Genomic DNA, 14,595 nt, shown 5'->3' on the forward strand with positions numbered 1-14,595 from the left:
CTCGCTCATGACGGCCACTGGAGCCGTCATGAGCCCTTTGTTGGAGGAGTATGAAAAATTGGCTATCGGCTGACAGGTGATTTATTCCCGCATATCAGTGCCGATGCGGTGGCAAAGTGATGGACGCTCCTTCCCAAGATATGGAGTGCCCCCGAGCCCGTAGACAAATCTGCCCTATAGTTTGAAGGCCTTTGGACTGATGCTACCGTTGTTTTGACCACTTGAACCCGAATCAAAGAGCAGAATCTAAAGCAAATTACTTCGCAGACAAAAAAACACACCAAACAATAGCCATCTATAAATCTAGATGGCTGATGCATTGTTGTATTTACCCCGCAACACGCATATTCACTACAGCTTCTCTCATCCTTAGCTCATCAATAAAATCCCCATACCACTGCATCATTTCCCTTCTTCCTTCCAGATATTGCGCATGGTTGTAAGTACCACGGATCGCATTCTTATCGACGTGTGCAAGTTGCGTTTCAATCCACGCCGAGTTAAATCCCTGCTCATGCAAAATGGTACTCATGGTGTGACGGAAGCCATGTCCCGTGACCTTTCCTGTATATCCAATCCGCTTGAACACCTGATTTATACTCGCTTCGCTCATCGTTTTGCGGGGATCATTTCGCCCTGGGAATATCAGTGGATATTGCCCAGTCATCCCTTTGAGCTGCTGTACGATTTCCAGCGCTTGGGTAGAAAGGGGGACAAGGTGAGGCCGCTTCATCTTCATTCGTTCGGCAGGAATTTCCCACACGGCTTTCTCAAGATCAAACTCACTCCAGAAAGCACCTCGAAGCTCGCCGGTACGAACTCCCGTAAGGATAAGCAGACGAGCGGCAAGAACAACTAACGGGCTTCCTGTATAGCCTGCGAGAGCTTTAAAGAAGTCTGGTAACTCCTCAACAGTAAGGAAGGGATAATGCTTCGATTCATGCCCTGACATTGCGCTGGTTAGATCCGCTGCAGGATTGTATTCCGCACGACCGGTAACGATGGCGTAACGAAAGACTTCACTGCAGCGCTGGCGAACCTTCTTGGCCTTCTCTGTCGCGCCACGGCTTTCCATTCGACGCAGCACATTCAGCAGAACCAGCGGTTTGATTTCATTCACCGGCTGCTGGCCGATATAGGGAAAAATATCTTTATTGAAAGCTTCGATAATGTCGGAGGCATAACCTTCTGACCACCGGCTCACCTTCGTTCCGTGCCATTCAAGCGCCACAGCCTGAAATGTGTTGTTGAGCTGCACATCGCGAACCAGCTTTTCTTCTTTTTTGGCGAAAGACGGATCGATGCCCTCGGCCAGCTTTTTTTTGGCTTCATCACGTAGTGCTCTCGCTTGCGCAAGGGACACTGTTGGATAGACACCAAAAGCCATACGTTTCTCTTTTCCATTGAAGCGATACTTCATCCGCCAGTATCTGGAACCAGAGGGAACAACCTCAAGATACAAACCAGCACCATCTGCCAGCTTATAGGCTTTCTCTCTGGGTTTAGCAGCGTCTACCTGTCGCGCATTAAGCTTCATTGGGGGCATCTCCCTGGACCGAACACAGAATGCCCCCACTTATGCCCCCAACTGCGACTTGATTTCGGTTGAGTCCAGTTGATGACAGGAGATAAGATACGGGCCAGAAACCTTAGTATACAGGCTTTTAGTTGATTTCGGTAGACTTGGGAAGAGTTTGAAATGGTGCCGATAATAGGAGTCGAACCTACGACCTTCGCATTACGAATGCGCTGCTCTACCAACTGAGCTATATCGGCCCTGAGAGGCCGGTTACGAGTGTAACCACGGGGCAAAAGGTTAGATCTATCCGGGTGATGCGTCAATGCCCTTTTGAATCAAACGGCTATTTTTGCATCACCCGTGATTATTTACGCACGAATCGTATCGTCACCGAAGCCGATCCACTTATACGTGGTCAGCGCTTCCAGCCCCATCGGACCGCGCGCGTGCAGTTTCTGCGTGCTGACCGCCACCTCTGCGCCAAGGCCGAACTGACCGCCGTCGGTGAAGCGCGTTGAGGCATTGACGTATACCGCTGAGGAATCCACTTCGTTCACGAAGCGATCGGCATTGCGCAGCGTACGCGTCAGGATAGCGTCGGAATGCTGCGTGCCATGCTCACGGATGTGCGCAATCGCGTCGTCGAGATCGGTAACGATTTTTACGTTCAGATCCAGGGACAGGAACTCATCGTCGTACTGCTCCGCTTTTACGGGCACGACATTCGCCGGGCCATCCTGAAGCAGCGCGAGCGCGCTGGCGTCAGCATGCAGCGTTACGCCGCTCTCTGCCATCTGTTTGCTCAGGGCCGGCAGGAAGGTGTTCGCAATCCCCTGATGCACCAGCAGCGTTTCTACCGTGTTACAGGTGCTTGGGCGCTGGGTTTTCGCGTTCACGATAATCTTCAGCGCTGGTTCAATCTCAGCGCTGTCGTCCACCACGATATGACACACGCCGATACCGCCGGTGATCACCGGGATCGTCGACTGCTCACGGCACAGCTTGTGCAGGCCCGCGCCACCGCGTGGGATCAGCATGTCGATGTACTTGTCCATGCGCAGCATTTCATTGACCAGCGCGCGGTCAGGGCTCTCTATCGCCTGCACGGCGCCTGCAGGTAAGCCACACTCTTCCAGCGCCTGCTGAATGACTTTTACCGTCGCGGCATTGGTGCGCCAGGTCTCTTTCCCGCCGCGCAGAATAGCGGCGTTACCGGTTTTCAGGCACAGGGAGGCGACATCCACCGTTACGTTTGGACGGGCTTCATAAATCACACCGATGACGCCGAGCGGCACGCGGCGACGTTCAAGACGTAAACCGCTGTCGAGCAGTCCACCGTCGATCACCTGCCCGACCGGGTCAGCCAGATTGCAGACCTGGCGAACATCGTCGGCGATACCTTTCAGGCGTGCCGGGGTCAGGGCCAGGCGGTCGAGCATCGCTTCGCTCAACCCGTTACGACGCGCTTCCAGCAGATCCTGTTCGTTGGCGAGCAAAATCTCCTGGGACTGGGATTCCAGATAATCAGCGATTTTTTCCAGCACGCGGTTTTTCTCGCGGCTGGAAAGGAGCGCCAGTTTGTAAGAGGCGGCCTTCGCGGCGGCACCCATTTGTTCCAGCATGTTCTGGCTCCTTAACGAATAATCATGTCATCGCGATGCACGGCAACCGGGCCATATTCATAGCCCAGAATGGCGTCGATCTGCTGCGAGTGTTGACCCGCGATGCGGCGCAGGGCATCGCTGTTATAGCGGCTTACGCCGTGGGCGATGTCGCGACCTTCGAGGTTACGGATACGGATCACTTCACCACGGGAGAAGTTGCCTGTCACGCTTTTAATTCCTTTAGGAAGCAATGAACTTCCACGTTCCAGAATCGCGGCGGTTGCCCCTTCATCAACAACAAGCTCGCCCGCAGGCGGCGCACCAAATATCCAGCGCTTACGGTTTTCCAGCGGGGATTCCTGGGCGTGGAAGCGGGTACCGACGGAGATGCCTTCCATCACGTCACCAATCACCCCAGGGCGGCTACCCGCCGCAATGATGGTGTCGATACCGGCGCGGCATGCCACGTCAGCCGCCTGCAGCTTGGTTCCCATGCCGCCCGTACCCAGGCCGGATACGCTGTCGCCGGCAATAGCGCGCAGCGCATCGTCGATACCGTGAACGTCGGTAATCAGCTCGGCTTCCGGGTTGGAGCGCGGATCGGCGGTAAACAGCCCCTGCTGGTCGGTCAGAAGCAGTAATTTATCCGCACCGGCCAGAATCGCCGCCAGCGCAGAGAGGTTATCGTTATCACCCACTTTGATTTCAGCGGTGGCAACGGCATCGTTTTCGTTAATAACGGGAACGATATTGTTGTCCAGCAGCGCACGCAGGGTATCGCGGGCGTTCAGGAAGCGCTCTCTGTCTTCCATATCCGCACGCGTCAGCAGCATCTGCCCGACGTGGATACCATAAATAGAGAACAGCTGTTCCCAGAGTTGAATGAGTCGGCTTTGTCCCACGGCGGCCAGCAGCTGTTTGGAGGCGATCGTCGCGGGGAGTTCGGGGTAACCCAGGTGTTCACGCCCGGCGGCAATCGCCCCGGAGGTCACAATCACAATACGATGCCCTGCGGCATGTAACTGAGCGCACTGACGTACAAGCTCAACAATGTGGGCGCGATTTAGGCGGCGCGATCCGCCTGTTAACACACTGGTACCGAGTTTTACCACCAGCGTCTGGCTGTCACTCATGATTCTCTGCCGTTCAACGATAAGGGAAAGTAATGTCGAACGAACGTTTTAACAGGAGTCAGCCCGGTTGCCAACTGCCTTAGCACATCGCGAAACACTTTGTTGCGCGGGATCAGGAAGCGTAGCGGTGAAAATTGACACTTTTATTACCGAAATAATAAATCACAGTTTTTTAAAATTATTCTTAGTTTGTCATAAAAGTTTCATTGCAGAGCGATAAAACCCTTCCTGTTTTTTCACGGGACTTAAGCCGACGCTTATCGTCCAGCGAATTTTTTAGCGCGTTTATAAGACAGGATCGAAAATGAAAAAGAGCACTCTGGCATTAGTGGTTACGGGCGCAGTAGCTTGTGCATCGGTTCACGCCGCAGAAGTTTATAATAAGAACGGTAATAAACTGGACGTGTACGGCAAAGTAAAAGCCATGCACTACATCAGTGATGATGATTCTAAAGACGGTGACCAGACGTACGTTCGTTTCGGTTTTAAAGGCGAAACACAGATTAACGATCAGCTGACGGGCTATGGCCGTTGGGAATCCGAATTTGCGGGTAACAAAGCCGAGAGCGACTCCTCTCAGAAAACGCGTCTGGCATTTGCCGGTCTGAAACTGAAAGACTTCGGTTCTCTGGATTATGGTCGTAACCTGGGCGCACTGTATGACGTCGAAGCCTGGACCGATATGTTCCCGGAGTTCGGCGGCGACTCTTCTGCACAGACCGATAACTTCATGACCAAGCGTGCTACCGGTCTTGCCACCTACCGCAACACCGACTTCTTCGGCGTGGTTGACGGCCTGGACATGACGCTGCAATACCAGGGTAAAAACGAAAACCGTGACGCCAAGAAACAGAACGGTGACGGTTTCGGTACTTCTCTGTCCTATGACTTCGGTGGCAGCGATTTCGCGGTGAGCGGAGCATACACCAACTCTGACCGTACCAACGCTCAGAACCTGCTGACGCGCGGCGAAGGCAAAAAAGCCGAAGCCTGGGCAACCGGCCTGAAATATGACGCGAACGATATCTACCTGGCGGCAATGTACTCTGAAACCCGCAATATGACCCCAATTTCAGGTGGCTTCGCCAATAAAGCCCAGAACATCGAACTGGTTGCACAATATCAGTTTGATTTCGGTCTGCGTCCGTCCCTGGGTTATGTCCAGTCTAAAGGCAAAGATATCGAAGGTATCGGTGATGAAGATCTGGTGAAATACATCGATGTCGGCGCGACATATTATTTCAACAAAAATATGTCCGCGTTTGTTGATTATAAAATCAACCAGATTGATGACGATAATAAACTGGGTGTGAGCAGCGACGATATCGTTGCCCTGGGGATGACCTACCAGTTCTGATAATGCAGACATAAAAAAACCGGCTTGATGCCGGTTTTTTTATCGGGGATTAATGCGGTCTGGTGCCCTCAGCCCGGCCCTCTCCCACAGGGAGAGGAAGAAGAGCATCAGGCCGTCAGTTTCGCCGCTTCACTGGAAAAATTATCCGCGGGCTCAAGCTTCAGGTCCAGCGTGGCCAGCAAATCTCGCGCCTTGTCGTGGAACTCTTTGAGCGTATATTCCAGGCGATCGATCACTTCCTGATCTTTAATGGTGGTAGCCTGCCAGTTGCCGTCTTTATTAAACAGGCCAAACTGGTAGCTATAGGTAAAACGTTTCTCTTCTGCTTCCATTTCCATCCACCAGCCCCAGAATTCACGTTTTTCGGGTGCAGGCTTCACGTTGACGCATACAGCCAGGCAGTCGAAAAAAAAGCGATTCTCTTCACACTGCTCTTCTCGAATATACGGGCCAAGAGCCATGAACTTCTTAATCAATCTACTTTTCGGGTGTCCACTCGGTAACGTCATTGCGATCTCCTTTTGTGAAGCCACTGTTTTACCAAACCAGCGAAATTTAGCAATCTATTAACACAATCTCTGCGCGATCCAGCGCGTAATCTCCTTCAGCGCTTTGTCGAAATTCTGATAGACCGGGCTGAACGGCACCTCAAGCAATTTGCCATCCGCAGATGACGACGTGATTAAACGCGACTCTTCTTCCGGGCTGAACGGATCGTTCTTCCAGAACCCCGAAAGCATCGGCGTCGGGCAGCGGCGGCCCAGCAGGCCCTGCGTTTTTAACGAGTAGCGATTAAGCTCAACGCGCAGCGCTTCGTCTGATGCATCATGCATACCCAGTCGGCTGGCCAGCACGTCGAGGTACATCTCCGGCACGCTGCCCTGGCGGGCGGGGTCGCTGAGGAGAGCGTGAACCACCGGGCCAAGACAGGCCACGGCTTTCAGACGAGAAGATTCAAGGTAGGCCAGACGCACCGCAACGTTCGCCCCAAAACGGAAGCCAAATGCCGCCACGCGGGTGTGGTCGACCCATGGAATATTTTCCAGCGCTTTTAGCGCATGCTGGTGCAGCAGGCTGGAATCCTGAGTCAGTTTCCATTTGGATGAAAAACCAATAGAGGGCATATCCAGCGTCAGCATCGCGATCCCTTTTGGTGCGAAGTAACGCTCATACAGGCTGTAATAGTCGATCTGCAACGAATCCAGCCCCCCGCACATCAGTACGGTCGGGAACGGACCTTCACCTTCCGGCATATGCAGGAATCCGGTAACGGATGACCCACCCGGAATGGTAAACTCGAGCTCACGCATCTGGCCCGGCAAGCGTTGAGCCGCCTCTTCATAGGCGCGATTGGCCAGCGCCTGCGCCTGCTCGGCCAGTTCGTCGCCTTTTAAGTGAGGATAGGCGGCAATGGCGTAGAGATTGGCCGCATGCAGCCAGTGCTTGCCGCTGAGCATGGCATCCTCTTCCTGGCTGGCTTTTTGCTGCCAGAGCATCGCCTGTTTAGACCATTCGTAGATCCAGTTTCCGCCGCGGTAGCCCACCACCGTATCGTAGAGTTCACTGTCGGTCCGTTCGGCTTCACTCATCACGATGCGCGCCTGCACATCGAGAATTTCACGGGGGTCGATACCGCGCCAGATCCACATCAGGCGGTTAATCATGCGGTACCAGTGGGGGACGTTTTTACCGTCTAACGCGGACTGGACGGCAGGCTGGGTACCCGGGTTAAAACGGCGCACCAGCGTCGAGGTTTCAGGGTGCTTGAAACGGGGTTTGAAGAGCGTCTCGGTGAGATTGGCCTGCGTCATTGCGTTGCCTCCATGGATACGTCATATAGAGACTATTGTAACGCGCGTCAGACTAAAAAAAACAACGCCCGGCATCACCGGGCGTTAAAATAATTGCGGTCTGGAATTAACGACCTGAGATTGGCGGTACGAACACCACGCCCATATCCCATGGCTGTTCAATCCAGGTATCCTGAGGAATATCAATCACGTAATCGTCAACCAGAGGGCGACCCGCCGGTTTCGCGAAGATAGTGACGAAATGCGCTTTCGGGTACATTTCGCGGATGGCCACCGCAGTACCACCGGTATCCACCAGATCATCAATAACAATGAAACCTTCGCCGTCGCCTTCCGCGCGTTTCAGCACTTTCAGCTCGCGCTGGTTGTCATGGTCATAGCTGGAGATGCAAACGGTATCGACATGACGAATACCCAGCTCACGTGCCAGCAGCGCCCCCGGTACCAGGCCGCCACGGCTGACGGCAATAATGCCTTTCCACTGTTCGGAAGGCATCAGACGCGCAGCCAGTTTGCGTGCGTGGATCTGCAACATGTCCCAGGTGACGACGTATTTTTCGCTCATGTGAAGTGTCCCAGCCTGTTTATATACGGCTTAAAAAAATGAGGGTGAACCAGGTTGCGCGAGATTATAGAGATCTGACGCACTAAAAACCAGTGTTTAGCGCCCTCTGCCTGAGTTTTTACATGCTTTATGCTACCAGCCAGCAGAGAAAGTGGTATTCTCAGTTTCATCTCGCAAGCCTGACTTGTGGTGACTATTAACCTGCTAACCCTGTGACCTGCAACCCTGTTTGCAGAGCATCGACAAGGAGACTTATCGTGTCTGAACTGTCTCAACTATCTCCGCAGCCACTGTGGGATATTTTTGCCAAAATCTGCTCCATTCCACACCCGTCCTACCATGAAGAACAGCTTGCCGAACATATTATGGGTTGGGCGAAGGAAAAAGGTCTGCACGCTGAACGCGACCAGGTTGGCAACATTCTGATCCGCAAACCGGCTACCGCAGGCATGGAAAACCGTAAACCGGTTGTGCTGCAGGCGCACCTGGACATGGTGCCACAGAAGAACAACGACACCGTTCACGACTTCACTAAAGATCCTATTCAGCCATATATCGATGGCGACTGGGTGAAAGCCCGCGGCACCACCCTGGGTGCAGATAACGGAATCGGTATGGCCTCCGCGCTGGCAGTGCTGGCTGACGACAGCGTTCAGCACGGTCCACTGGAAGTGCTGCTGACCATGACCGAAGAAGCGGGCATGGACGGGGCGTTTGGTCTTCAGCCGAACTGGCTGCAGGCGGATATTCTGATCAACACCGACTCCGAAGAAGAAGGCGAAATCTACATGGGCTGTGCGGGCGGGATTGATTTCATCTCTACCCTGCCGCTGTCACGCGAAGCGATTCCTGCCGGTTTCCAGACCTTTAAGCTGACGCTGAAAGGACTGAAAGGCGGCCATTCCGGCGGTGATATTCACCTGGGTCTGGGTAACGCCAACAAACTGCTGGCGCGCTTCCTGGCAGGCCACGCGGCTGAGCTGGATCTGCGTCTGGTGGATTTCAACGGCGGTACGCTGCGTAACGCTATCCCACGTGAAGCCTTCGCGACTGTCGCTGTTCCGGCCGCAAAAGCGGACGAGCTGAAAAAACTCTCCAGCGTTTACCTGGATATCCTGAAAAACGAACTGTCCGCGAAAGAGAAAAACCTGACCGTGGTGCTGGAATCCGTCTCAACGGATAAAGCCGCGCTGACCGCACAGTCTCGTGACACTTTCGTTCAGTTGTTGAACGCAACGCCAAACGGCGTGATCCGCAACTCCGACGTGGCGAAAGGCGTGGTGGAAACCTCACTGAACGTGGGCGTAGTAACCATGAGCGACGACAGCGCAGAAATCATCTGCCTGATCCGTTCCCTTATCGACAGCGGTAAAGAGTATGTGGTGAGCATGCTGGAATCTCTGGGTACGCTGGCCGGTGCAAAAACCTCCGCCAAAGGCAGCTACCCGGGCTGGCAGCCGGACGCAAGCTCGCCGGTGATGGCACTGGTGCGTGAAACTTACCAGCGTCTGTTCAACAGCACCCCGAACATTCAGGTGATCCACGCGGGTCTGGAATGTGGTCTGTTTAAAAAACCGTATCCAGACATGGACATGGTTTCTATCGGGCCAACCATTACCGGGCCGCACTCGCCGGATGAGCAGGTTCATATCGAAAGCGTGGGTCATTACTGGACCCTGCTGACTGAACTGCTGAAAGCGATTCCTGCTAAGTAATACCTTCATCCCAGCCCTCTCCCAAAGGGAGAGGGTGAACAACGTCGCGCCACCGGTTTTTTTTACAGGCCCAATACCAGCTGTCGCTCTAACTGCGGATCCAGCAACGTGACGTGCAACCCCACCAGCCTGACACCGCGCCCTGCCCGCCGCTCATCCCAGGCCTTTTTCGCCGTCGCAATGAGATCGTCTTTATTCAGACGCGGCCAGACGTGTTCCTGCGTAGTCTGCTGAAAGTCATTGAATTTCAGCTTAATGCCCTGCCGGGCAATGAGCAGGTCCGGCTTCACCTTGATTAAGCGACGTTCCAGCTCCGGATAGAGCTGTTCTGTGATAATAAACTCGCATTCGGACCAGTCATGAATATCTTCACTGAGGGTTCGCTCAACGCCGACGGATTTCCGTAACCGTTCGCTGTTCACATCGCGATCGTCAATCCCCTGGCTGCGTTCCCACAGCACGCGGCCAAACTTCCCAAAGCGTTTGAGCAGCATGGCCAGATCGCTTCGCTGCACATCTTCGCAGGTGCGTAATCCCATACTTTCCAGCTTTGCGGCAGAGACTTTTCCCACCCCGGGAATTTTGCCAAGCGGCAGCGTTTTTAAAAACGCAGGCACCTCTTCCGGGGTAATAACGTACTGGCCGTTGGGCTTATTTAAATCGGAGGCAATTTTGGCGAGGAATTTTACAGGGGCCACGCCCGCCGATGCCGTCAGATTGAGCTCGTTGAAAATTGTCTGACGGATCTCCTGCGCCATCAGCGTGGCGGAGCCGTGGCAGTGCACGCTGTCGGTGACATCCAGATAGGCCTCGTCCAGCGACAGCGGCTCTATCAGGGAGGTATAACGGGAGAAGATTTCACGGATATGGTTTGAGGCTTCTTTGTATGCCTCAAACCGACCGGGTAAAAGCGTGAGATGAGGGCAGAGCTTCAGCGCCATCGCCGTCGGCATGGCGCTGCGCACGCCATATTTGCGCGCAGGATAGTTGGCAGTGCTGATGACCCCCCGCTGAACGCGGCTGCCGCCTATCGCAATGGGGATATCCCGCAGCGCCGGGTTGTCACGCATCTCCACTGCGGCAAAAAAGCAGTCCATATCAACATGGATTATTTTGCGCATAGTAAGCCCTCACTCATCACTGGATAAGTATACAGTAAATAAATGAGGGTTGAGAAGTGGATATAAGAACGCCGGGTGGCGGCTTCGCCTTACCCGACCTACCAGACTAAATAATGCGCTGCTGTTCGCGGGCCATCCGTTTTTTGCGCGCATCGCACGGTTCCGGGCAGTCGCACACCTTTTCCATCCCAATGGAAGTAATGCCGCCGCAGCTGCCCTGAAGGCTTTTCCGCTTAACGATCCAGCCTAACGCCATGCCGAAAATGACGAGCACGAAAACCACGAAGGTAGCCAGAAAGGTCAGCATCATCAGCCTCCAAAGTCATCGAGCAGGATGTTCTCATCTTCCACACCGAGATCTTTCAGCATCTTAATCACGGCAGCGTTCATCATCGGCGGCCCGCACATATAGAACTCGCAGTCTTCCGGTGCCGGATGCTGTTTAAGGTAGTTTTCATACAGCACGTTATGGATGAACCCGGTATAGCCCGTCCAGTTATCTTCCGGCTGTGGATCGGAAAGCGCCACATGGAAGGTAAAGTTCGGGTTTTCACGCGCCAGCTGTTCAAACTCATCGTCATAGAACATTTCGCGCAGGGAGCGCGCCCCGTACCAGAAGCTAATCTTACGCTGGCTGCCCAGTCGTTTGAGCTGGTCAAAGATGTGCGAGCGCATCGGGGCCATACCGGCACCGCCGCCGATAAACACCATTTCCGCGTCGGTATCTTTGGCAAAGAACTCACCGAACGGGCCGGAGATCGTTACCTTATCGCCCGGCTTCAGGGACCAGATGTACGACGACATGATGCCCGGCGGGGCATCCGGCACGTTCGGCGGTGGCGTGGCAATACGCACGTTGAGCATGATAATGCCCTTCTCTTCCGGGTAGTTGGCCATAGAGTAGGCACGCAGTGTCGGCTCTTTCACCTCCGACACAAAGCGGAAAAGATTGAATTTGTCCCAGTCGGCACGATACGCCTGCGGCACGTCAAAGTCCGCATACGCCACGGTGTGCGCCGGACATTCAATCTGAATGTATCCCCCGGCGCGGAACGGGACATCTTCCCCTTCCGGCACCCGCAGCTTCAGCTCTTTAATAAAGGTGGCTTTGTTATCATTAGAGATAACCTCGCACTCCCATTTTTTGACGCCGAAAATTTCCTCCGGCAGCTCAATTTTCATGTTCTGACGCACCGCGACCTGGCAGGCCAGACGGCAGCCCTCTTTTGCCTCACGTTTGGTGATATGCGCCAGCTCGGTTGGCAGAATATCGCCACCGCCCTCTTTTACCGTCACGCGGCACTGCCCGCAGGAGCCGCCGCCGCCGCACGCTGAGGAGACAAAAATGCCGTTTCCCGAGAGCGTATTGAGCAGCTTATCCCCCGCCGGGGTGCGGATCTGATTCTGCGGCTCGTCGTTAATATCAATCACTACGTCGCCGGAATTCACCAGCTTCGCACGCGCCACCAGAATAAGCCCTGACAGCACCAGTACAATCAGCGTGAACATCACCACGCCAAGTATTATTTCCATCTGTTAGCCCTTATAGCTGCACACCGGAGAAGGACATAAAGCCCAGCGCCATCAACCCGGTGGTGATAAAGGTGATCCCTAAGCCACGCAGCCCTGCAGGCACGTTGGCATATTTCATTTTTTCGCGGATCCCCGCCATGGTGACAATCGCCAGCATCCAGCCGATGCCGGAACCGAAGCCGTACACCACGGACTCACTGAAGTTGTAATCACGCTGAACCATAAACGAAACGCCGCCGAAGATGGCGCAGTTCACCGCGATCAGCGGCAGGAAGATCCCCAGCGCGTTGTAGAGTGACGGGAAGTACTTATCGAGGATCATCTCCAGGATTTGCACCAGCGCGGCAATCACACCAATAAAGGTGATGAAGTTCAGGAAGCTGAGATCAACGCCCTCTACCAGCGCGCCGTCCCGCAGCACGAAGTTGTACACCAGGTTGTTGATCGGCACCGATAAGCCGAGCACCACGGTGACCGCCACGCCCAGACCAAATGCCGTCGACACTTTTTTGGATACCGCAAGGAACGTACACATGCCGAGGAAAAACGCGAGCGCCATGTTTTCAACAAACACCGCCCGCACAAACAAACTCAGGTAATGAGCCATCGTCGGTTACTCCTTTTCCTGCTGTTCTGGTCTCAACGTACGAATCAGCCAGATCAACAAACCGATAATGAAAAATGCGCTAGGGGCCAGCAGGAACAGGCCGTTTGGCAGATACCAGCCGCCGTTTTGCACCGTCTCCAGCACCGTGATGCCAAATAATTTACCGCTGCCAATAAGCTCACGCAGGAACCCCACGGTCAGCAGGATCACACCATAGCCGAGGCCGTTGCCGATACCGTCCATAAAGCTCGCCAGCGGCGGCATTTTCATGGCGTAGGCTTCCGCACGTCCCATCACGATACAGTTGGTGATGATAAGCCCAACAAACACCGAGAGCTGTTTAGAGGTTTCATAGGCGAAGGCGCGCAGCAGCTGATCGACCACGATCACCAGCGAGGCGATGATCGCCATCTGCACGATGATCCTCACGCTGTTGGGAATGTGGTGGCGGATCATGGAGATAAACATGCTGGAAAACGCAGTAACCAGCGTTACCGCCAGCGTCATTACCACCGCCGTTTCCAGCTTGGTCGTTACTGCCAGGGCTGAACAGACGCCCAGCACCTGCAGCGTTATCGGGTTATTGGCGAGCAGTGGGCCAATGAGAACCTTTTTGACTTCTTTCAGTTCACCGGTATCAGCCATTGTTCAGCGCTCCTTCACGTACGTTTTTCAGGAAAGGCCCAAAGCCCAACTCGCCCATCCAGAAATCAAAACTGTGCTGCACGCCTTTAGAGGTGAGCGTGGCGCCGGACAGTCCGTCTACCGCGTAGTCGTCACCGGGACGTGCCGCCCCTTTCATCACTTTCAGCGCGGGTAGCCCGTTGTCATCAAGCACTTTCTTGCCGATAAACTGCGCCCGCCAGTTCGGGTTTTCCACTTCGCCACCCAGACCCGGGGTTTCTCCCTGGTCGTAATACGTAATGCCTTTGACCGTGCGGCCATCCGTATCCAGGGCCACAAAGGCATACATCATTGACCACAGGCCGTTACCGTAGACAGGAAGCACCACTTCCTTAACGCGTTTTTGGGCGTCACGAACGAGATAAATTTCAGCAAGATTGCTGCGACGTTTAATGCCAGCCGGATCCTGTGACGCGTCCAGCGTCAGGCTCATCTGCGGATCTTTCAGCGCCAGCGCCTGGTTATACTTCGCCGGGTCTTTATCCAGCAGTTGTCCGGTTTTTAAATCCACCAGACGCGGCGAGATACGCTCCGCAAAGACCGCCGAGACGTCGTCTGCACTCATCCCTTCCTGCATCAGCCCGGCGACGGCCAGGATATTGCGCTGTTTATCCAGCGCACGTTGCGCCTGCTGCAGGGGTTTTAACCCCACGGCAGAGCCGGCCACGACAATCGAACAGACCAGACAGAGCACCAGCACCACCAGCAGCGTTTTGCTGATGCTGTCGTTATTTTTAACCTCAGCCACGCGCCTTCCTCCGCTTAATGTTGGCCCGCACCACCAGGTAATCGAAGAGTGGCGCAAACAGATTGGCAAACAGAATGGCCAGCATCATCCCTTCCGGGTACGCCGGGTTAACCACGCGGATCAAGACACACATCGCGCCAATGAGTACGCCATAGCTCCATTTGCCTTTATCCGTAAACGAGGCAGAGACAGGGTCGG

Annotated in this window: 15 protein-coding genes and 1 tRNA gene; 2 read left to right on the forward strand and 14 right to left on the reverse strand. The window is 54.3% G+C overall.

Annotation, left to right across the window (positions count from 1 at the left end; genetic code table 11):
- Window positions 1-328 precede the first annotated feature (328 nt).
- The 4 genes from LDK53_RS20700 to proB form a co-directional block, all read right to left on the reverse strand.
- Window positions 329-1,537, reverse strand: coding sequence for a tyrosine-type recombinase/integrase (locus LDK53_RS20700; RefSeq protein WP_050870275.1), 1,209 nt, complete (start codon window positions 1,535-1,537; stop codon window positions 329-331).
- A 163-nt stretch (window positions 1,538-1,700) separates the two neighbouring features.
- Window positions 1,701-1,776, reverse strand: a tRNA-Thr gene (locus tag LDK53_RS20705).
- Between the two features lie 111 nt (window positions 1,777-1,887).
- Window positions 1,888-3,141, reverse strand: a complete 1,254-nt coding sequence (gene proA / locus LDK53_RS20710; protein ID WP_095441188.1) for a glutamate-5-semialdehyde dehydrogenase — start codon at window positions 3,139-3,141, stop codon at window positions 1,888-1,890.
- A gap of 11 nt (window positions 3,142-3,152) precedes the next feature.
- On the reverse strand, window positions 3,153-4,256 hold the full coding sequence (gene proB, locus LDK53_RS20715) for a glutamate 5-kinase (protein WP_025760272.1): 1,104 nt from the start codon (window positions 4,254-4,256) through the stop codon (window positions 3,153-3,155).
- A 304-nt stretch (window positions 4,257-4,560) separates the two neighbouring features.
- On the opposite strand from proB, the gene phoE reads away from it, so the two are divergent.
- On the forward strand, window positions 4,561-5,613 hold the full coding sequence (gene phoE, locus LDK53_RS20720) for a phosphoporin PhoE (protein ID WP_225287952.1): 1,053 nt from the start codon (window positions 4,561-4,563) through the stop codon (window positions 5,611-5,613).
- Between the two features lie 107 nt (window positions 5,614-5,720).
- Here the strand turns inward: phoE and crl are convergent, their stop codons facing one another.
- From crl to gpt, 3 genes are all read right to left on the reverse strand, one after another.
- On the reverse strand, window positions 5,721-6,122 hold the full coding sequence (crl, locus tag LDK53_RS20725; RefSeq protein ID WP_025760274.1) for a sigma factor-binding protein Crl: 402 nt from the start codon (window positions 6,120-6,122) through the stop codon (window positions 5,721-5,723).
- Between the two features lie 57 nt (window positions 6,123-6,179).
- Window positions 6,180-7,424, reverse strand: coding sequence for an esterase FrsA (gene frsA, locus LDK53_RS20730; protein ID WP_025760275.1), 1,245 nt, complete (start codon window positions 7,422-7,424; stop codon window positions 6,180-6,182).
- 106 nt (window positions 7,425-7,530) lie between these two features.
- The gene (gene gpt, locus LDK53_RS20735) at window positions 7,531-7,989 is read right to left on the reverse strand and encodes a xanthine phosphoribosyltransferase (protein ID WP_003863205.1); all 459 of its coding nucleotides are present in this window, start codon (window positions 7,987-7,989) and stop codon (window positions 7,531-7,533) included.
- Window positions 7,990-8,246: 257 nt separating this feature from the next.
- On the opposite strand from gpt, the gene pepD reads away from it, so the two are divergent.
- Window positions 8,247-9,704: a cytosol nonspecific dipeptidase gene (gene pepD / locus LDK53_RS20740; protein ID WP_045285113.1), complete on the forward strand. Its 1,458-nt coding sequence runs from the start codon at window positions 8,247-8,249 to the stop codon at window positions 9,702-9,704.
- 62 nt (window positions 9,705-9,766) lie between these two features.
- On the opposite strand, the gene dinB is transcribed toward pepD, so the two are convergent.
- The 7 genes from dinB to LDK53_RS20775 form a co-directional block, all read right to left on the reverse strand.
- Entirely contained in the window at window positions 9,767-10,825 is a 1,059-nt protein-coding gene (dinB, locus tag LDK53_RS20745; protein ID WP_025760189.1) for a DNA polymerase IV, read from the reverse strand.
- A 106-nt stretch (window positions 10,826-10,931) separates the two neighbouring features.
- A complete protein-coding gene (nqrM, locus tag LDK53_RS20750; RefSeq protein ID WP_025760188.1) occupies window positions 10,932-11,135 on the reverse strand; it encodes a (Na+)-NQR maturation NqrM in 204 nt (67 codons plus the stop codon).
- On the reverse strand, window positions 11,135-12,358 hold the full coding sequence (gene nqrF, locus LDK53_RS20755) for an NADH:ubiquinone reductase (Na(+)-transporting) subunit F (protein ID WP_225287953.1): 1,224 nt from the start codon (window positions 12,356-12,358) through the stop codon (window positions 11,135-11,137). The genes nqrM and nqrF overlap by 1 nt, the downstream gene beginning before the upstream one ends.
- Window positions 12,359-12,368: 10 nt before the next feature.
- A complete protein-coding gene (gene nqrE, locus LDK53_RS20760; RefSeq protein WP_023334613.1) occupies window positions 12,369-12,965 on the reverse strand; it encodes an NADH:ubiquinone reductase (Na(+)-transporting) subunit E in 597 nt (198 codons plus the stop codon).
- 6 nt (window positions 12,966-12,971) lie between these two features.
- A complete protein-coding gene (locus tag LDK53_RS20765; RefSeq protein WP_025760186.1) occupies window positions 12,972-13,610 on the reverse strand; it encodes an NADH:ubiquinone reductase (Na(+)-transporting) subunit D in 639 nt (212 codons plus the stop codon).
- Window positions 13,603-14,397 (reverse strand): Na(+)-translocating NADH-quinone reductase subunit C, encoded by a 795-nt coding sequence (locus LDK53_RS20770; RefSeq protein ID WP_225287954.1) that lies wholly within the window; start codon window positions 14,395-14,397, stop codon window positions 13,603-13,605. Before LDK53_RS20770 ends, LDK53_RS20765 begins: the two co-directional genes overlap by 8 nt.
- A partial coding sequence (locus LDK53_RS20775; RefSeq protein ID WP_225287955.1) for an RnfABCDGE type electron transport complex subunit D occupies window positions 14,390-14,595 on the reverse strand: 206 nt, incomplete at its 5' end. The genes LDK53_RS20775 and LDK53_RS20770, both read right to left, overlap by 8 nt.

The organism is Enterobacter sp. K16B (assembly GCF_020216105.1).
Taxonomy (GTDB): domain Bacteria; phylum Pseudomonadota; class Gammaproteobacteria; order Enterobacterales; family Enterobacteriaceae; genus Enterobacter; species Enterobacter sichuanensis.